The 17,616-nt window shown below is 68.4% G+C and carries 15 protein-coding genes, 1 tRNA gene and 1 pseudogene; 9 read left to right on the forward strand and 8 right to left on the reverse strand.

Annotated features, from left to right (window positions below; genetic code table 11):
* Positions 1-91 precede the first annotated feature (91 nt).
* The 3 genes from AB0C96_RS12555 (at position 92) to AB0C96_RS12565 (ending at position 1,986) form a co-directional block, all read left to right on the forward strand.
* Positions 92-673 carry a Uma2 family endonuclease gene (locus tag AB0C96_RS12555; protein ID WP_362916472.1) on the forward strand — a complete coding sequence of 194 codons (582 nt, stop codon included), beginning with the start codon at positions 92-94 and terminating at the stop codon, positions 671-673.
* Positions 674-726: 53 nt separating this feature from the next.
* Complete coding sequence (locus tag AB0C96_RS12560; protein WP_362916474.1) at positions 727-1,131, forward strand: pyridoxamine 5'-phosphate oxidase family protein; 405 nt, start codon at positions 727-729, stop codon at positions 1,129-1,131.
* Between the two features lie 450 nt (positions 1,132-1,581).
* On the forward strand, positions 1,582-1,986 hold the full coding sequence (locus tag AB0C96_RS12565) for a hypothetical protein (protein WP_362916476.1): 405 nt from the start codon (positions 1,582-1,584) through the stop codon (positions 1,984-1,986).
* 147 nt (positions 1,987-2,133) lie between these two features.
* Here the strand turns inward: AB0C96_RS12565 and AB0C96_RS12570 are convergent, their stop codons facing one another.
* From AB0C96_RS12570 to dnaK, 4 genes are read right to left on the reverse strand one after another with little or no spacing between them, the layout of a single operon-like run.
* Positions 2,134-2,586, reverse strand: a complete 453-nt coding sequence (locus tag AB0C96_RS12570) for a helix-turn-helix domain-containing protein (protein ID WP_362916477.1) — start codon at positions 2,584-2,586, stop codon at positions 2,134-2,136.
* Position 2,587: 1 nt separating this feature from the next.
* The gene (dnaJ, locus tag AB0C96_RS12575) at positions 2,588-3,751 is read right to left on the reverse strand and encodes a molecular chaperone DnaJ (protein WP_362916479.1); all 1,164 of its coding nucleotides are present in this window, start codon (positions 3,749-3,751) and stop codon (positions 2,588-2,590) included.
* A gap of 45 nt (positions 3,752-3,796) precedes the next feature.
* Complete coding sequence (gene grpE / locus AB0C96_RS12580; protein WP_362916481.1) at positions 3,797-4,456, reverse strand: nucleotide exchange factor GrpE; 660 nt, start codon at positions 4,454-4,456, stop codon at positions 3,797-3,799.
* Positions 4,453-6,315, reverse strand: a complete 1,863-nt coding sequence (dnaK, locus tag AB0C96_RS12585; RefSeq protein WP_362916483.1) for a molecular chaperone DnaK — start codon at positions 6,313-6,315, stop codon at positions 4,453-4,455. The genes grpE and dnaK overlap by 4 nt, the downstream gene beginning before the upstream one ends.
* A 298-nt stretch (positions 6,316-6,613) precedes the next feature.
* Between dnaK and AB0C96_RS12590 the strand changes: the two genes are divergently transcribed.
* Both AB0C96_RS12590 and AB0C96_RS12595 read left to right on the forward strand, forming a co-directional pair.
* Positions 6,614-8,881 (forward strand): (Fe-S)-binding protein, encoded by a 2,268-nt coding sequence (locus AB0C96_RS12590; RefSeq protein ID WP_362916485.1) that lies wholly within the window; start codon positions 6,614-6,616, stop codon positions 8,879-8,881.
* Between the two features lie 187 nt (positions 8,882-9,068).
* Positions 9,069-10,007 (forward strand): Yip1 family protein, encoded by a 939-nt coding sequence (locus AB0C96_RS12595; RefSeq protein ID WP_362916513.1) that lies wholly within the window; start codon positions 9,069-9,071, stop codon positions 10,005-10,007.
* Between the two features lie 151 nt (positions 10,008-10,158).
* Here AB0C96_RS12595 and AB0C96_RS12600 read toward each other — a convergent pair whose 3' ends face one another.
* On the reverse strand, positions 10,159-11,640 hold the full coding sequence (locus AB0C96_RS12600) for a ricin-type beta-trefoil lectin domain protein (RefSeq protein WP_362916515.1): 1,482 nt from the start codon (positions 11,638-11,640) through the stop codon (positions 10,159-10,161).
* Between the two features lie 368 nt (positions 11,641-12,008).
* Between AB0C96_RS12600 and AB0C96_RS12605 the strand changes: the two genes are divergently transcribed.
* Positions 12,009-12,644: a serine hydrolase domain-containing protein gene (locus AB0C96_RS12605; protein ID WP_362916487.1), complete on the forward strand. Its 636-nt coding sequence runs from the start codon at positions 12,009-12,011 to the stop codon at positions 12,642-12,644.
* 289 nt (positions 12,645-12,933) lie between these two features.
* Here AB0C96_RS12605 and AB0C96_RS12610 read toward each other — a convergent pair whose 3' ends face one another.
* Together AB0C96_RS12610 and dcd are read right to left on the reverse strand one after the other, a co-directional pair.
* Positions 12,934-13,431, reverse strand: coding sequence for a phosphoribosyltransferase (locus AB0C96_RS12610; RefSeq protein WP_362916489.1), 498 nt, complete (start codon positions 13,429-13,431; stop codon positions 12,934-12,936).
* A gap of 96 nt (positions 13,432-13,527) precedes the next feature.
* Positions 13,528-14,103: a dCTP deaminase gene (gene dcd, locus AB0C96_RS12615; RefSeq protein WP_362916491.1), complete on the reverse strand. Its 576-nt coding sequence runs from the start codon at positions 14,101-14,103 to the stop codon at positions 13,528-13,530.
* Between the two features lie 558 nt (positions 14,104-14,661).
* On the opposite strand from dcd, the gene AB0C96_RS12620 reads away from it, so the two are divergent.
* The 3 genes from AB0C96_RS12620 to AB0C96_RS12630 all read left to right on the forward strand — a co-directional run bounded on the left by AB0C96_RS12620 (position 14,662) and on the right by AB0C96_RS12630 (position 16,779).
* A tRNA-Gly gene (locus AB0C96_RS12620) sits at positions 14,662-14,735 on the forward strand.
* 453 nt (positions 14,736-15,188) lie between these two features.
* Entirely contained in the window at positions 15,189-15,701 is a 513-nt protein-coding gene (locus AB0C96_RS12625; protein ID WP_362916493.1) for a MarR family winged helix-turn-helix transcriptional regulator, read from the forward strand.
* A gap of 160 nt (positions 15,702-15,861) precedes the next feature.
* A complete protein-coding gene (locus AB0C96_RS12630) occupies positions 15,862-16,779 on the forward strand; it encodes a sterol desaturase family protein (RefSeq protein WP_362916495.1) in 918 nt (305 codons plus the stop codon).
* A gap of 212 nt (positions 16,780-16,991) precedes the next feature.
* Here AB0C96_RS12630 and AB0C96_RS12635 read toward each other — a convergent pair.
* A pseudogene (locus AB0C96_RS12635) lies at positions 16,992-17,141 on the reverse strand (VOC family protein); the annotation flags it as partial.
* Positions 17,142-17,616 lie beyond the last annotated feature (475 nt).

Consider the following 17,616-nt stretch of genomic DNA (forward strand, 5'->3'; position numbering starts at 1 on the left):
AGGCTGATCCTTGCGAGGGAATCCACTCGAATATGCCCGTGTCACTGACCTTCTCTGGCAACGCTGGCCTTCGACCACAAGGAGGTGCAGCATGACGGCTATGGCACAAGAGCCTGTAGCTACGAACGAAGAGACCCTCCTGAACGGCTTCTTCGCCTTGGAGACCCCCGAGGGCTTCCGAGCCGAGCTGATCGAGGGGGAGATCGTTGTGACACCACCGCCGGACAATAGGCATGAGCGGGTCTTCAGCAAGATCGTCAAGCAGGTCCTGGCCAAGTCTCACACCGACATGGACGTATCCGGCAACAAGGGGATCCAGCTGTCACCTGGCGGCCTGTATCCCAAGAATTACGTGATCCCGGATGCCACCTTCGCCCCCAGCACCGCAGACCTCTTCGGCCTGCCAGGGAACTGGGTTCCCAGCGACGCTGTCGCCCTGGTCGTCGAGGTGACCTCAAGCAAGCCGCACCGGGACCGCGTCACCAAGCGCGACGCCTACGCCCGCGCGAACATCCCGCTCTACCTCCTCGTCGATCGTGAGAAGTCCACGATCACACTGTTCAGCGAGCCCTCGGAGGGAGACTACGCAGGCAGCATCAGCGTCCCACTCGGCAAACCCGTCCCCCTCCCCGCCCCCTTCTCCTTCGACCTGGAGACCATCGACTTCCTCTGACTTTCAGCAGTGGCCCGCGAACCCCTGAGGGACGCGGGCCTACCCTTGCCCCCATGGCCCACGACCTCTCCGCCCTCACCCCCGAGTACCTCGCCTTCTGGCGCGAGTACCTGATGTCGACCCTCACCACGTTGCGTACGGACGGGACGCCGCACGTCGTCCCGGTGGGCGTCACCTACGACGCCGAGCAGCGGATCGCGCGGGTCATCACCCGCAAGGACAGCACCAAGGTCAAGAACGTCCTCGCCGCCGGGGCGGACGGTGCGACCGTGGCCGTCTGCCAGGTCGACAAGGGGCGCTGGGCGACGCTGGAGGGCATCGCGCGGGTGCGTACGGACGCGGAGACGGTGGGCGACGCGGTGCGCCGCTACGCCGAGCGGTACGGGCGCACGCCGACCCCCAACCCGGACCGGGTCATGATCGAGATCGCGGTGACCAGGGCGATGGGGCGGGCCTGAGGCACGGGCGACGGCCGGAAACCTGCCCCCGCGACACCCGAACACCCTCCTTTACCACCAGAAATCCCTCAGGTCTGGACCTGTCTGAAAACAACCCCTCGGCCTCCGGCACATGCCCGCCAGCTGGTACCCAGGTACGAACGGGAAACGAACAGCCTCGCGCAAGGGCGGGCGGCATCGGACCCGTCCCGTGCAGATGAGGGCAGTTGGAGGGCGCATGGCGTCGACATTGCGCATCGTGACAACCGTTCCACGCCGTCCGCGCCCCACCCGCCCCCGCCCACACGCCGAACTCTGCCCACGCTGCGGCGGCCAGCTCGCCGTCAACCAGGACGGCTGGAAGATCTGCCACGCCTGCGGATACGCCTCGCCGCCCGGCGCAGCCCCTCCACCACGGACCGCCCTCGGGGGTATCGTCGCCCCCACACTTGCCACGCCCCGGAGGGCACGATGAACTCGGTCCGAGTGACGGCGATCGCCTGCCTGATGCCGCTGTCCGAGCTGGACGAGGACCCGTTCCTGGTCGATGACCGCAGCCAGCACGACATGTGCAAACAGTGGGCGGCTGCCCGTGACTACCACCTGACCTGCCAGCTCAGCCTGCATCAGCTGCGCGCCGACCACAGCGCACTGTGGCGCGATGTGGAGCAGGGCCTGGTCGATGTGTTCGTGGCGCCCAACCGCCGGGCGCTGGAGAACGCCATCGACGGCGCCGACGAGTTCACCGAGCGGTGCGCGGCCGCCGGCGTCCGACTGGAGACCGCCGACCTCGACGAGCCGGTCTACACCCTGGCGATGAAGTCGCAGGTGCACCGCCGGCTGTCGATGCCCACGGCCGGGTACAACGGCTGCTGAACGCGCCCCACGGGAACACGGAAGACGGAAGACGCAAGACGCAAGACGGAACACCGAAAACGGAGAACGGCGAAGGGCCGGGGTGTGCCTCACCCCGGCCCTTCGCCGTCGTGTCCACGGCCGCCGTACGGCCTCGGCCCGCAGCGCCTACTCGGGTCGCTTGGGCCGCCACACCACCAGCGCGCTGGTCTGCTGCACGTCCTGGTACGGCACCAGATCGCGCCGATACGAGGCGTGCACCGCCGCCTCGCGCTGCTGCATCGCGCTGGCCGCGCCCTCCAGGGCACCCTGGAGTTCGGCGACCCGCTGTTGCAGGGCCGCGACCTGGTTCTCCAGCTCGATGATGCGCTTGATGCCGGCGAGGTTGATGCCCTCTTCCTGCGACAACTGCTGCACGTTACGCAGCAGTTCGATGTCGCGGGCCGAGTAACGGCGGCCCCGGCCGGCCGTGCGGTCGGGGGAGACCAGACCGAGGCGGTCGTACTGCCGCAGGGTCTGCGGATGCAGGCCGGAGAGCTGAGCCGCGACGGAGATGACGTACACCGGCGATTCATCGGTCAGTTCATAGGGGTTACGACGCTGCCCGCCCCGGCTGTCCATCTCAAGCTCCCTTCGCGGCCTGGAACAGCTCCGCCCGCGGGTCCGGACCCGCGGTCGCCTCGCGATAGGACTCCAGCGCTTCCTTCGCCTTGTCGCCGAGGTCCTTGGGAACGATCACCTCTATGGTGACCAGCAGATCACCTCGGGTGCCGTCCTTGCGGGCCGCACCCTTGCCACGGGCCCGCATCGTGCGTCCGTTGGGGGTACCGGCCGGCAGCTTCAGCGTCACCGGCGGGCCGCCCAGCGTCGGCACCTTCACCTCGCCGCCCAGCGCGGCCTCCGGGAACGTGACCGGCACCGTGACGGTGAGGTTGTCGCCCTTGCGGCCGAACACCGGGTGCGCGCCGACGTGCACGACGACGTACAGGTCACCGGCCGGGCCGCCCTGCTCGCCCGGGGCGCCCTTGCCGCGCAGCCGGATGCGCTGCCCGTCGGAGACGCCCGCGGGGATGCGGACCTGCATCGTCCGGGCGCTGGTCGCGCGCCCGCTGCCCTTGCAGACCTCACAGGGGTCCTGGGCGATCAGGCCCCGGCCCTTGCAGTCCGCGCAGGGGTCGGTCAGCGAGAAGCCGCCGCCCGCGCCCCGGCTGACCTGACCGGTGCCGACACAGGTCGGGCAGACCCTGGGCGTACCGTTTTTGTCGCCGGTGCCCGAGCACGCCTTGCACGGTGCCTGGCTGGACATCCGCAGCGGGACCGTGGCCCCGTCGACCGCCTCGGTGAAGCTGAGCGTCACCTCGGACTCGATGTCCTGGCCGCGGCGCGGCTGGGTACGCGTCCCGCCGCCGCGGTTGAACAGGCCCCCGAAGACGTCCCCGAGGCCGCCGCCGAAGCCGCCGCCACCCTGCCCGGCGCCGCCTCCGAAGAGGTCGCCCAGGTCGAAGTTGAAGGAGCCGCCCCCGCCGGGGCCGGGACGGAAGCCGCCGTTGCCGAACAGCGCCCGCGCCTCGTCGTACTCCTTGCGGCGCTTGGCGTCGCCCAGGACGTCGTTGGCCTCGGAGATCTCCTTGAAGCGCTCCTCGGCCTTGGCGTCACCCTTGTTGGCGTCCGGGTGGTTCTCCCGGGCCAGCTTGCGGTACGCCTTCTTGATCTCCGCTTCGGTGGCGTCCTTGGGGACGCCGAGGACCTTGTAGTAGTCCTTCTCGACGAAGTCCTTGGTGCTCATCCCCGACGTCCCTCCTTCCGTACGGTTTCCCCGTCGATCCCCACGTCAGCCCTCGTCCGGGCCACCGCTCTCCTCGTCCGAGGCCTTGGCACCCTTGGCGTCGTCATCGGAGGCGGACTTGGCGCTCTGCGCACCCGGCTGGGGCTCGGCGACGGCGACCCGCGCGGGGCGGATCGTTCGCTCACCGATGCGATACCCGGGCTGGAGGATCGCGACGCACGTCGTCTCGGTGACGTCCGGCGCGTACGAGTGCATCAGCGCCTCGTGGATCGTCGGGTCGAAGGGCTCGCCCTCCTTGCCGAACTGCTGTAGGCCGAGCTTGGCGGCCACGGTCTCCAGCGACTCGGCCACCGACTTGAAGCCGCCGACCAGTTCGCCGTGCTCGCGGGCCCGGCCGACGTCGTCGAGCACGGGCAGGAGCTCGGACAGGAGGTTCGCCGCGGCGATCTCCTTGACCGTGACCCGGTCCCGTTCCACCCGACGGCGGTAGTTCTGGTACTCCGCCTGGAGCCGCTGGAGGTCCACGGTGCGCTCGTTGAGCGCGGTCCGCACCTGGTCCAGCTGCGCCTGGAGAGCTACGTCTGTTACGTCCCCGGCCGGGGCCGAGCCCGCCTTGTCGGCGGACTCGGCCTGCGCCGCGTCTTCGGGAGCGGCGTCAGAGGGGACGTCAGGCTTCTCGTCGAAGCCCGGGGTCTCCTCCGTCACGCGGCACCATCCTTCTTCGGCTTCTCGTCGTCGACGATCTCGGCGTCGACCACGTCGTCCTCGGCCTTGGCCTGCTGCCCGCCGGCGGCAGCGCCCTCGGCGCCACCCGCGGCGGCCTGCGCGGCCTGGGCGTCGGCGTACATGGCCTGGCCCAGCTTCTGGGAGACCGCGGCGACCTTCTCGGTGGCGGTGCGGATCTCGGCCGTGTCCTCGCCCTTGAGCTTCTCCTTGAGCTCGCCGACGGCGGTCTCGACCTCGGTCTTCACCTCAGCGGGGACCTTGTCCTCGTTGTCCTTGAGGAACTTCTCGGTCTGGTAGACGAGCTGCTCGCCCTGGTTGCGGGCCTCGGCGGCCTCGCGGCGCTTGTGGTCCTCGTCCGCGTAGCGCTCGGCCTCCTCCCGCATCCGGTCGACCTCGTCCTTCGGGAGCGAGGAGCCGCCGGTGACGGTCATCTTCTGCTCCTTGCCCGTGCCCAGGTCCTTCGCGGTCACGTGCATGATGCCGTTGGCGTCGATGTCGAAGGAGACCTCGATCTGCGGGACACCGCGCGGGGCCGGCGGCAGACCCGTCAGCTCGAACATGCCGAGCTTCTTGTTGTACGCCGCGATCTCGCGCTCGCCCTGGTAGACCTGGATCTGCACGGACGGCTGGTTGTCCTCGGCGGTGGTGAAGATCTCGGACCGCTTGGTCGGGATCGTCGTGTTCCGCTCGATGAGCTTGGTCATGATGCCGCCCTTGGTCTCGATGCCGAGGGACAGCGGGGTGACGTCCAGCAGGAGGACGTCCTTGACCTCGCCCTTGAGGACACCGGCCTGAAGGGTGGCGCCGATGGCGACGACCTCGTCCGGGTTGACGCCCTTGTTGGCGTCCTTGCCGCCGGTCAGCTCCTTGACGAGCTCGGCGACGGCCGGCATACGGGTCGAACCGCCGACCAGGACCACGTGGTCGATCTCGGCCAGCTGGATGCCGGCGTCCTTGATGACGTTGTGGAACGGGGTCTTGCAGCGCTCCAGGAGGTCCGCGGTGAGCTGCTGGAACTGCGAGCGGGTGAGCTTCTCGTCCAGGTGCAGCGGGCCCTCGGCGGAGGCGGTGATGTACGGCAGGTTGATCGTCGTCTCGGTGGACGACGACAGCTCGATCTTCGCCTTCTCGGCGGCCTCGCGCAGACGCTGAAGCGCCATCTTGTCCTTGGACAGGTCGACGCCGTGGCCGTTCTGGAACTGCTTGACCAGGTAGTCGACGACGCGCTGGTCCCAGTCGTCACCACCGAGGTGGTTGTCACCGTTGGTGGCCTTCACCTCGACGACGCCGTCACCGATCTCCAGCAGCGAGACGTCGAAGGTGCCGCCACCGAGGTCGAAGACCAGAATGGTCTGGTCGTCCTTCTCAAGGCCGTAGGCCAGGGCGGCCGCGGTGGGCTCGTTGACGATGCGCAGGACGTTGAGGCCCGCGATCTCACCGGCCTCCTTGGTGGCCTGACGCTCGGAGTCGTTGAAGTACGCCGGGACGGTGATGACCGCGTCCGTGACCTTCTCGCCCAGGTACGCCTCGGCGTCCCGCTTCAGCTTCTGAAGAATGAACGCAGAGATCTGCTGCGGGTTGAAGTTCTTGTCGTCGATGCCCACCTTCCAGTCGGTGCCCATGTGGCGCTTGACCGACCGGATGGTCCTGTCGACGTTGGTCACCGCCTGACGCTTCGCGACCTCGCCGACCAGCACCTCACCGTTCTTGGCGAAGGCGACAACGGACGGCGTGGTCCTGGCGCCCTCGGCGTTGGTGATGACGGTGGCCTCACCGCCTTCGAGAACGCTGACGACGGAGTTAGTCGTGCCCAGGTCGATGCCGACCGCACGTGCCATTTCGATTCCTCCAGCTGACTTGAGTGGAACAGGCTCAAGAGTGCAACACCCGGGAGAACCTGTCAACAGACCTGAGTCGAGCCCACTCAACTTTTATGTCGCCCTTATCGTCACCCGGCCGCCAGCGAAGACGTGGGAGCCCCACCCAGGGTTGCCTTCGCGACGCAGATCACCGGCCGGGCGGCTTCATGGCGCAGGGGAGAATGGGTAACCTCAGCGACAGACCAAAAAAGTTACTGCTTAGTAGTTACGCTCAGACCTCTCAGAATTCCGCTCTCTCAGGTTCGAGGAGCCCCCAATGCAACTCGCCGCGATCATCGTGTCGCTGGTCCTCATCGCGGTCGGCGTCGCGCTGTTCGGCCGTGCCATCCTGCAGATCTACCGCCACATGCGGCTAGGTCAGTCGGTACCCGCCGGAACCCGGACCAACGACCCCGCCCAGCGGACCGTCACGGTGGTCAAGGAGTTCCTCGGCCACACCCGGATGAACCGCTGGGGCGTCGTCGGTGTGGCGCACTGGTTCGTGGCCGTGGGCTTCTTCTCCCTGCTGCTGACGATCGTCAACGCCATCGGGCAGCTCTTCAAGGCCGACTGGCTCCTGCCGATCATCGGCGAGTGGGCGCCGTACAACGTCTACGTCGAGTTCATCGGCACGATGACGGTGCTCGGCATCCTGGCCCTGATCGTCATCCGGCAGCTGTCCAAGCCCGACAAGCCGGGCCGCAAGTCCCGCTTCGCCGGCTCCAACTTCGGCCAGGCGTACTTCGTCGAGGCCGTCATCCTCATCGTCGGCGTCTGCATCTTCATGCTGCACGCCCTGGAGGGCGCCCAGCACCACGTCGCCGGCTACGAGGCCTCCTTCTTCATCTCGTACCCGGTCGTCTCGGGGCTGGAGGGGCTGGACGTCTCCACCCTCCAGAACCTCACGTACTTCTTCGCCGGCCTGAAGATCGCGACCTCCTTCATCTGGATGATCACGGTCGCCCTCAAGACCGACATGGGCGTGGCCTGGCACCGCTTCCTGGCCTTCCCCAACATCTGGTTCAAGCGCGAGTCGGACGGCGACGTGGCGCTGGGCGCGTTGCAGCCCATGACCTCCGGCGGCAAGCCGATCGACTTCGAGGACCCGGGCGAGGACGACCAGTTCGGCGTCTCCCAGATCGAGCACTTCTCGTGGAAGGGCCTGCTGGACTTCTCCACCTGCACCGAGTGCGGTCGCTGCCAGTCGCAGTGCCCCGCCTGGAACACCGGCAAGCCGCTCTCCCCGAAGCTGTTGATCATGTCGCTGCGCGACCACGCGCACGCCAAGGCCCCGTACCTGCTCGCCGGCGGCGGCAAGGACGCCGAGGGCAACGAGAAGGCGACCGAGGAGCAGCTCAAGGACGTCCCGGCCGCCGCCCTCGCCGAGGCCGAGCGCCCGCTGATCGGCACCCTCGCGGAGAACGGCGTCATCGACCCGGACGTGCTGTGGTCCTGCACCACCTGCGGCGCCTGCGTCGAGCAGTGCCCGGTCGACATCGAGCACGTCGACCACATCGTCGACATGCGCCGCTACCAGGTCATGATCGAGTCCTCGTTCCCGTCCGAGGCGGGCACGATGCTCAAGAACCTGGAGAAGAAGGGCAACCCCTGGGGCCTGGCCAAGAAGCAGCGCCTCGCCTGGACCAAGGAGGTCGACTTCGAGGTCCCGGTCGTCGGCAAGGACGTCGAGGACCTCACCGAGGTCGACTACCTCTACTGGGTCGGCTGCGCCGGCGCCCTGGAGGACCGCGCCAAGAAGACCACCAAGGCCTTCGCGGAGCTGCTGCACATCGCCGGCGTCAAGTTCGCGATCATGGGCGGCGACGAGGCCTGCACCGGTGACTCGGCCCGCCGCCTGGGCAACGAGTTCCTCTTCCAGCAGCTCGGCCAGCAGAACGTCGAGGCCCTGAACATGGCGTTCGGCGAGGACAGCGAGGACGAGTCGACGAAGAAGCCCAAGGCGGCCAAGAAGATCGTCGCCACCTGCCCGCACTGCTTCAACACCATCGCGAACGAGTACCCGCAGCTGGGCGGCGAGTTCGAGGTCATCCACCACACCCAGCTGCTCCAGCACCTCATCGACGAGGGCAAGCTGATCCCCGTCACCCCGGTCGAGGGTCTGATCACGTACCACGACCCCTGCTACCTGGGCCGCCACAACAAGGTCTACACACCGCCGCGCGAGATCATCGCCAAGGTGCCCGGCCTGCGGAACGAGGAGATGCACCGCCACAAGGAGCGCGGCTTCTGCTGCGGCGCCGGCGGCGCCCGGATGTGGATGGAAGAGCGCATCGGCAAGCGCATCAACAACGAGCGGGTCGACGAGGCGCTGTCGCTCAACCCCGACATCGTCTCGACCGCCTGCCCGTTCTGCCTCGTCATGCTGACGGACTCCGTCAACGGCAAGAAGAACGACGGCAAGGCGAAGGAGTCGATCCAGGTCGTCGACGTGGCCCAGCTGCTGCTGGACTCGGTGAAGACCCCCCTCGACCCGTCGGGTGACGAGGCGGCGGAGACCGCTCCCGAGCCGGAGCCGGTGAAGTAGCCGCCGCTTCCCGCGCGTTGACCGACGGCCGGTCCCCTGTGACAGGGGACCGGCCGTCGGCGTTCCCGTCCCCTCGGGGTATCCCCTAGGGGATGTCACAGGTCAGCAGCAAACCCCGCCCAGTCCGCCGGCCCGGCCACCCGTTCCCTCGGGACCAGGTACTTTCGAAGACGTGGCTGGATTCAGGATGGGTCGCGGACGGGATGCCCGCCCCGCGCAGAACGGACAGCAGGGCCAGGGGCAGCAGGCGCCGTACGGGCAGCAAGGACCGTACGGGCAGCAGCCCCCGCCGCCGCACGGGCAGTGGCAGGCACCGCAGCAGTACGGCGGTGGTTCGCAGGGACAGCCGCAGGGGCAGTACGGCGAGCCCGAGTACTTCGGCGACGGCGGCTACCAGCCCCAGCAGCAGTCCTACGCGCCGTACTCGCACGACAACGACGCGGGCAGCACCCGGCAGTTCAGCATCGGCGAGGCCCCGGACGCCCACGGCCCGTACCCCGACCAGTACGACCACGGCCCCGGCGACGGCGCGTACGCGGCCGGCGGCACCTACCGCGCCGGCCAGACCTCCGCACCGCCGGCCGGCCCCCGGCTGCACTGGAAGCAGCTGCTCTCCGGCATCGTGCTGCGCCCGGACGCCACGTTCTGGCAGATGCGCGACCACACGGTGTGGGGCCCGGCGCTGATCGTCACCTTCGTCTACGGCCTGCTCGCGGTCTTCGGCTTCGACAAGGCCCGCGAGGACGTGCTGAACGCCACACTCTCCAACAGCATCCCCTGGGTGCTGATCACGGCCGTGATGTTCATCGTCGGCAGTCTGATCCTGGGCACGGTCACCCACACCCTGGCCCGCCAGCTCGGCGGCGACGGTGCCTGGCAGCCGACCGTCGGCCTGTCCATGCTGATCATGAACATCTCGGACGCGCCCCGGCTGCTGTTCGCGATGTTCCTCGGCGGCGACTCCACCCTGGTCCAGGTCCTGGGCTGGCTGACCTGGCTCGCCTGCGGCTACCTGCTCACCTCCATGGTCAGCAAGTCGCACGACCTGCCGTGGCCCAAGGCGCTCGGCGCCTCCGCGATCCAGCTGGTCGCCCTGCTGGGCCTGCTCAAGCTCGGCACGCTGTAGGCCCGTTGGGCCGACGAGCCGTGCGGCCCTCCCGCCCCTCCCCGCCCTCGTAAAGGGGCCCGCCCCGGAGCACTCGGCTCCACCGGCGGGCCCCTTCGGCGTCTCCCCTGGGCGAATGTGGTGTCTCCCCCGGGCGAATTCGGTGTCTCCCCTAGGCGAACCGCTGCCCCGCCGACCCGTCGCACGCCTGGAGCCTGAGCGGCTCCTTGGCCCCGCCCAGCGCCAGACACAGCGACGGTGCGGCCGCCGGCCGGATCACCCCGCCGTCGGCCCGTACGAACTGCTGGTTGGCCGCGCCCGAGCAGTTCCACAGCACCAGCGTGGCCCCGGCCTCGTACCGCCCGCCGGGGACGTCCAGGCACCGGTCCTGGGTCAACCCCACGTGCACCGACCGCTGCTCGCCGTCGTACCACCAGTCCTGATGGCGCTGCCCGGTGCAGTCCCAGCCGCCGACCACCGTGCCGTTCCGGCTCGCGCCGCCGGTCGCGTCCAGACAGCTCCCGGTACCGGCGTTCTTCAGCGGCCGGTAGGCGTCGTCCCAGGCCCACGGGTACAGCTTCGGCCGCCCGGTGCTCGCCGGATCGGCGCAGGACGCCTCCCGCAGCCCCGCCACCGCGTACAGCTGGGTCAGGCAGGACGCGAACGCGCCGTGCCCGCGCGCGTTCGGGTGGAACGACTGCCGGACCGAATTCGCGTTCGGCGGGAAGGGGTTGGAGAGGTTCACGTACAGCCCGCGGGCCCAGGTGTCCTCCATGCACACCTCGTGCCCGTGGAACAGACGGGACGCATCGAGGTACGTCGCCCCGGTGTCCTGCGCGGCCTTCCGGACCCCCCGTTCGAAGGCCGGCACCGCGGCGTTGCGCCCCCACGCCGCGTCCGAGGTGTAGCCGGTGCAGCCGCCCGGCAGCTTCCCCGGGTAGGCGGGGTTGTCCTCCACGTCCGGCCCGATCGGGCTCGGGTACGACATCACCACGAGCCGGTAGTCGCCGTCCGCGTACCCCGCGTCCCGCATCACGGTCCGCAGGTCGTTGAGCGTCCGCTCGACCTTCGGCACCAGCCCGTCGACCCGCGCCTGCCACCCCGGCTGGTACTTGGGCTGGCACGCCCCCTGGAGCAGGAACCAGCGCTCCACACAGTCCGTCATCACCGGCCCGAACTGGAGGTCGTCGTTGGCGCCCGCGACCAACAGGACCATCTTCAGCCGGGTGTTACGGGCCTTGATCGCCAGGTTGTCGCTCTGCACCAGTTCATCGGAGTACTGCTTGCTGCCGCCGATCACGATGTTGCCGCTGTACGCGCCCGAGCAGGCGACGTTGTACGTCACGTCCGCGGCGATCCCGGTCCGGTGGATCGCCGAGTCCGGCGACCTGTGGCACCAGTTGTCGGGCCCGTCGGTCCCCGGCTCGTACGTCCCGACGCCCTCCCCCGAGATCTCGCTGTCGCCCAGCGAGATCAACGAGGTCTTCCGCTCGCCGAGGGGCCGCTCGGCCGGGTTGCCGTAGAGCTTGACCGCCTCCTGTGCCCGGACCTTCTCCAACTCGGGCGACAGCGGCTTGACGTTCGTGGCGGCTCCGGCGGCTCCGGCGGACCCGGCGGCGTTTGCGCTGGCAGTGGCTGTGGCTGTGGCGGCCATGGCAGAGCCCGTCCCGCCCACCGCCGCCGTGAACACCACCGTCAGGCCGGCGGTCAGCGCCGCGACCCCCACTCTCACCCGCCGCCCATGCCCCCCGAGCCTTCCCTGCCCCCTCCGCCTCTCCTGTATCCCCTGCGTCCCCTGTGTCCGCTGTCTCCCGTGCGTCCCCTGTCTCGCACGCGCCATGGGGCCTCCCCTCCGGTCCGCTGTTACCGCGGGTTTTACTCGCAAGTAAGCACCGGTGGAACACCCGTAACGGGATTGGCCGAAACATGCGTGAGACAGCCCACACGGAACACCGCGAGGGAGCCGACCCACGGCCAACTCCCTCACACAAAGCCCTTGTTCACCTGCCCCCTCCACCGGCGTTGTCCAAGCCGGCCAAGTTCGCGCCGGGGACGGCCTGGGCCTACTCCAACACCAACTACGTGCTGGCCGCGCTGCTGATCAAGAAGGTCACCGGCCACTCGTACGGCGTGGAAATACAGCGGCGGATCCTGCGACCGCTCCGGCTGCGGCACACCGTGGTGCCGGGCACCTCGCCGGAGATCCCCGGGCCGCACGCCCACGGCTACTACCGCTACAAGGACGCCGGCCAGTGGAAGGTCGTCGACGTCACCCGCCAGAACCCTTCCTGGATCTACGCCGCCGGCGAGATGATCTCGACCACCAAGGATCTCCAGACGTTCTTCTCCGCACTACAGGGCGGCAAGCTCCTGCCGGCCCGGCTGCTGGCCGAGATGCGCAGGCCGCACCCGAAGAGCGGCTACGGCCTCGGGGTGTTCGTGGTGGACGCGGGCCCGAACTGCGGCGGCACCCTCCTCACTCACAACGGCGGCGTCCAGGGCTACGGGGCGCTGATGTACAGCACGCCCGACGGCAAGAAGACCCTGACCGCCTCGCTGACCAGCAGGGGCGCCGCCATCGACGAGGCGAAGGAGTTCCCGAAGGTGCAGCAGAAGCTCATCAAGGCGGTGTTCTGCGGCAAGCAGTCCGCGGGCTGACGGGGCCCGGCCGGCTCAGTCGACGGGGCCGGGCGCCGTGGACCCGTACGCCTCGACGGTGGACTCCTTCTGATCGCCCATCACGCAGAACGCGGACGACACCGAGACCGCGAACATCAGCAGAAGCAGGGGAGGCGGCAGTAGCCCCGGCCATCTACGAGCACGCCCCCGATTCCGACGAGGAACCGGGGGCGTCTCTGCTCCGCAAGACGATCACTCGGGCAGTTCCCTACCCATCCATGCCCAAGCCGTCCACCAGGGAGGTCAGGGACGAATCCACAAGGCGCCCTCAGGCGTCGAGGATCTGCCCCTCCCGGCGCACCACCGGCGGCTCGACGCTCCAGGGGAAGTTGATCCAGTCGTCCGTGCGCTTCCACACGTACTCGCACTTCACCAGCGAGTGCGACTTCTCGTAGATCACCGCGCTGCGGACCTCGGCCACGGTCCCCACGCAGAAGTCGTGCACCAGCTTCAGCGTCTTGCCGGTGTCCGCGACGTCATCGGCGATCAGCACCTTCTTCTCACTGAAGTCGATCGCATTCGGCACCGGCGCCAGCATGACCGGCATCTCCAGCGTGGTCCCCACGCCGGTGTAGAACTCGACGTTCACCAGGTGGATGTTCTTGCAGTCCAGCGCGTACGCCAGCCCGCCGGCGACGAAGACGCCGCCGCGGGCGATCGACAGCACGATGTCGGGCTCGTACCCGTCGTCCGCGATCGTCTGCGCCAGCTCGCGGATCGCCCCGCCGAACCGCTCGTACGTCAGGTTCTCCCGCACGTCACTCACGTATCCCTCAGACCTTCTCTGTCCAGGCCCGGTACGGACCTGCCCACACGCCCGCCCCCGGGCGCGCGGACGCCTGCCTCAGTGCTGTCGCTCGCCTCACACCTGCGAACGGTGGAAGTTCTGGAACGACCGGGACGGCGTGGGACCGCGCTGCCCCTGGTAACGGGAGCCGTACCGCTCGCTGCCGTACGGGTGCTCGGCCGGCGAGGTCAGCCGGAACATGCACAGCTGGCCGATCTTCATGCCCGGCCACAGCTTGATCGGCAGCGTGGCGACATTGCTCAGCTCCAGCGTCACGTGCCCGCTGAACCCCGGATCGATGAACCCGGCGGTCGAGTGCGTGAGCAGCCCCAGCCGCCCCAGCGAGCTCTTGCCCTCCAGCCGCGACGCGATGTCGTCCGGCAGGCCGATGACCTCGTACGTCGAGGCCAGCACGAACTCGCCCGGGTGCAGGATGAACGCCTCGTCCCCCTCCGGAACGACCTCACGGGTCAGATCGGACTGCTCGACGGCGGGGTCGATGTGCGGGTAGCGGTGATTCTCGAACACCCGGAAGTACCGGTCGAGGCGCACGTCAATGCTGGACGGCTGCACCATCGACTCGTCATAGGGGTCGATGCGCACCCGACCAGCGTCGATCTCGGCCCGGATGTCCTTGTCTGAGAGAAGCACGCACACGAGGATACGCGCCCGCGCCACCCCCACCGCACGACGAGGGCCCGACCCCTACCAGGGACCGGACCCACTCCCGTGCTTCTCTCTGCTTCCTACTTCTCTCTACTTCCCCAGATCACTACCGCTTCGTGTGCTCCACGGGCACCGCATGCCGGAGCCGAGCACAGCGCGGGCAGCGCAGCAGCCGTCCCGGACCGAGCCGGTCGGTGGTCTGCATCGGGAACGAAGCGGTGCTGAACACGTGGCCCTCGGCACAACGTACGACGGTGCGCTCCATCAAGTCCCTCTCCCAACGACGTGACAACAAAAGCCACATTAGGGGATGAACTGGGCGCCTCTGCACGCGGCACTCCGACGCCCAACCGTACGCCCCAACTCCCGCGCCCCGCACCCACATCCCACCCCGGCACCACCCCACGGCACCCCTGAACACCCCCGGCCACAACCCCACGCGACCACCGCCTCCCAGCGGCATCCGGGCATGCCAAATGCACCGCGAGGCAGCGATGGGGTAGAGTGTGCGACGATGTTCCGCTCTCAACGGGGCGGGATTACGCGGGTGTAGTTTAATGGTAGAACATGAGCTTCCCAAGCTCAGAGCGCGGGTTCGATTCCCGTCACCCGCTCCATAGTTGAGGCCCAGGTCGGCGACCTGGGCCTTGTTTGTTGTCCAGGCCCCTCTAAGCGTCTTGCGTCAGATCCGCACCAGAAGCCCGCGCCGCCCCGCTCAGCACTCTTCTGCCGGTCGGCACGCACCAGGGCGTCGATCCCGACGGCCACCTCCTGCTGTCGCTCCAGGCCCCTCCGCATGAAGCCGGGCAGCACGACAAACCGCTCCCCCGCCCCCGACTTCGCATCGCCGACCGCCCCACGCATCCAGCAGGGATTCCGCCGGATCAGCTCGTTGGTTGTGGGCGACGAGCCGCGCCCCTTCACCCACCGCAAGGCGCACTCCTCGAAGTTGACCGCGGATAGTCACCGATCCGGCCGGGTCGGTCGCTCACTCTTCTGCGCAGGGCACCACAGCCCAAACTTGTCACCCATGGTTGCGCACCTCGATGCGCCCTCCTATATTGTCAATCATGGTTGCCGATACTCCCGAAGGGGACCCGGGCATCGCGCTGGGTCCACAGTTGCTGCGTTCCTGGCTTGGTTACCGGCGTCGCGTCGAAGAACGGCTGACCGCCACCGGGTTCACCGAGAAGCGCCTGCCCAACGGGGCGATCCTGCGGTTGTGCGCCAAGGACGACGAGATGACCGTCTCCCGGATCGGCCGCGAGCTGGAGATCAGCCGCCAGGGCGCGAGCAAGCAGGTGACCGAGCTGTGCGAGCAGGGCTACCTCACCCTGGAGAAGTCGCCCGGTGACGGTCGGGAGAAGTTCGTACGCCCGACCGCGAACGCCCTCGCCTTCCTCCGGTCCTTCGACCAGGCCCGTCGCGAGCTCGACGAGGAGATCCGCGAGCAGCTCGGCAGTGAGGCCTTCGACGCGCTGTCAGCCCTGTTCACCCTGCTCGCCGAACCAGGCGAGACACGCGTCAACGTCTGGCGCGAGGCACGCGCCCGAGCCACCCTCCTCGGCCTGGGCGACCAGTAGCAGCCGGGGCCGCCGACCCGGCATCACGCCACAACACCCCCGGACACCGTCCGTTCCCGCGCCGCGGCGCCCCCGCCGCCACCTCACCGTCGGCGGACGCGGCGAGGGAGCCCAAGGCAGACCGCTCCGACAAGTCACTCCCTGACGAAAGGCTGAACTGATGGAGCAAACCCTCAAAATCGGGATATACGCGGTCCCGGCGTTCCTGTTGCTGATGACCATCGAGTTCATCGGCTACAAGCTGGACAAGGACCCGAAGACCCCGCGCGCCGGCATCTCAGCCCGAGACACCGCCACCAGCCTGTCCATCTACGCGCTCGGGCGCATCACCAAGTCGCTCGACAAGTTCATCGAACTGCCGATCGTGGTCACCGCCGCAGCGTTCGCCCCGCACGCCCTGTCCTCGTCGACATGGTGGGTGTGGGCAGTGGCGATCTTCCTGGCCGACCTCGCCTACTACGCCAAGCACCGGATGGGTCACCGCATCCGACTCTTCTGGGCCTCACACAGCGTCCACCACTCCAGCGAGCACTTCAACCTCTCCACCGCAGTCCGCCTGCCCTGGCTGATCCCCGGATCGTTCCTGACCAGCGTGGTGTACATCCCGCTTGCGCTGCTCGGCATACCCGCCTGGATGATCTTCGTGTCCCAGTCCATCGTGCTGCTGTACCAGTACCCGATCCACACCGAGCGCATCAAGCGCCTCCCGCGCCCGATCGAGTACGTCTTCAACACCCCCTCGCACCACCGTGTCCACCACGGCGCCAACAACCCCTACCTGGACAAGAACTACGGCGGCATCCTGATCATCTGGGACCGGATCTTCGGCAGTTACGCCGAGGAGACCGAACGCGTCCGCTACGGGCTGACGAAGAACATCAACACCTTCAACCCACTCAAGGCCAACTACTACGAGTTCACCGGCCTGCTCCGCGACGTCCGCCACGCCCGTACCTGGCGCGGTCGCATCGGCTACCTGCTTCAGCCTCCGGGCTGGCGCGAGCCCGGAGCCGTCGAGCAGCCCGCCACGGCCCCGGAAGCCGTCGAGCAGCCGGCCAAGGTCCCGGTGTCCGTCTGACGGACAGCCGAAGCCGGTTGTCCCGGCCGGCCTGGACCTGTCGCACCGTCTTGCTGACGGAGCGACAGGTCCCTCAACATGTGCCGACGGTACGGGAAGCCGGTCGCCGACCGAGCGTGCACGACTGTGGATCACCAGGTGCCCGTGTCGAGCCGGGCCGGGGCACCGCTGGCGCGGAGCACACAGACGGCACCACCCGGTACGGACAAGCTCGCCTCGTCCCAGAACCGGACCATGGCCCGTGGGTCGGCGCAGTCGACGACCACGGCGGCTATCGGCCCGGTGTCCCGGTAGAGCTCCCGGGGCTCCAGGACGCTGAACACGTTGCCTTCCGGGTCGGCCATCACCGTCCGCCCTGGCACATAGGCGCTCTGCGCCAGGCACGGAGCGCTCGCCGCTCCGACCGGGAAGGCTGGAACTGTCACGAAGCCCGATGCGCCTCCGGGACGCCGGCCGTTCGATCAGCTCGAAATCTGCTGCCAACGCGTCCGAGCCAGGGCCGGCTCGTCTGGATGGGCGACACGGAAAGCAAGGGCCCCAGGCCCATAGTCGCACTGCCTACATGAGGCAGTGACCACACCGTTCCCTCGCGACACGTGCTGCATTGCCGTGCGTCAATTGGAGGGGGTTTTCCCGGCCGATCCCCTCCCAGACCCCCTCATGCGACTCCGTCCCGCGGACGCGACGCATCGGAGCGCCAAGGCCACGTAGCTGTGGCCCATCGGGACGACTGTCTATGCGTGATCTGAGCGTGGCGTGGTGGTGCTGTCTTGGGTCGTTTCGGTTCTGGTGTAGAGGACTTCGCGGCCCTGTTCCGCGGCGCGGATGAGTCCTTCG

It is taken from the genome of Streptomyces sp. NPDC048506 (assembly GCF_040651315.1).
Taxonomy (GTDB): domain Bacteria; phylum Actinomycetota; class Actinomycetes; order Streptomycetales; family Streptomycetaceae; genus Streptomyces.

Bases quoted from the DNA above. Each gene is read 5' to 3' on its own strand.
- AB0C96_RS12565 (WP_362916476.1), top strand. From the start codon at position 1,582: ATGAACTCGGTCCGAGTGACGGCGATCGCCTGCCTGATGCCGCTGTCC.
- AB0C96_RS12560 (WP_362916474.1), top strand. From the start codon at position 727: ATGGCCCACGACCTCTCCGCCCTCACCCCCGAGTACCTCGCCTTCTGG.
- AB0C96_RS12625 (WP_362916493.1), top strand. From the start codon at position 15,189: ATGGTTGCCGATACTCCCGAAGGGGACCCGGGCATCGCGCTGGGTCCA.
- dnaJ (WP_362916479.1), bottom strand. From the start codon at position 3,751: ATGAGCACCAAGGACTTCGTCGAGAAGGACTACTACAAGGTCCTCGGC.
- AB0C96_RS12595 (WP_362916513.1), top strand. From the start codon at position 9,069: ATGGGTCGCGGACGGGATGCCCGCCCCGCGCAGAACGGACAGCAGGGC.
- dnaK (WP_362916483.1), bottom strand. From the start codon at position 6,315: ATGGCACGTGCGGTCGGCATCGACCTGGGCACGACTAACTCCGTCGTC.
- AB0C96_RS12590 (WP_362916485.1), top strand. From the start codon at position 6,614: ATGCAACTCGCCGCGATCATCGTGTCGCTGGTCCTCATCGCGGTCGGC.
- AB0C96_RS12570 (WP_362916477.1), bottom strand. From the start codon at position 2,586: ATGGACAGCCGGGGCGGGCAGCGTCGTAACCCCTATGAACTGACCGAT.
- AB0C96_RS12630 (WP_362916495.1), top strand. From the start codon at position 15,862: ATGGAGCAAACCCTCAAAATCGGGATATACGCGGTCCCGGCGTTCCTG.
- AB0C96_RS12555 (WP_362916472.1), top strand. From the start codon at position 92: ATGACGGCTATGGCACAAGAGCCTGTAGCTACGAACGAAGAGACCCTC.
- AB0C96_RS12600 (WP_362916515.1), bottom strand. From the start codon at position 11,640: ATGGCCGCCACAGCCACAGCCACTGCCAGCGCAAACGCCGCCGGGTCC.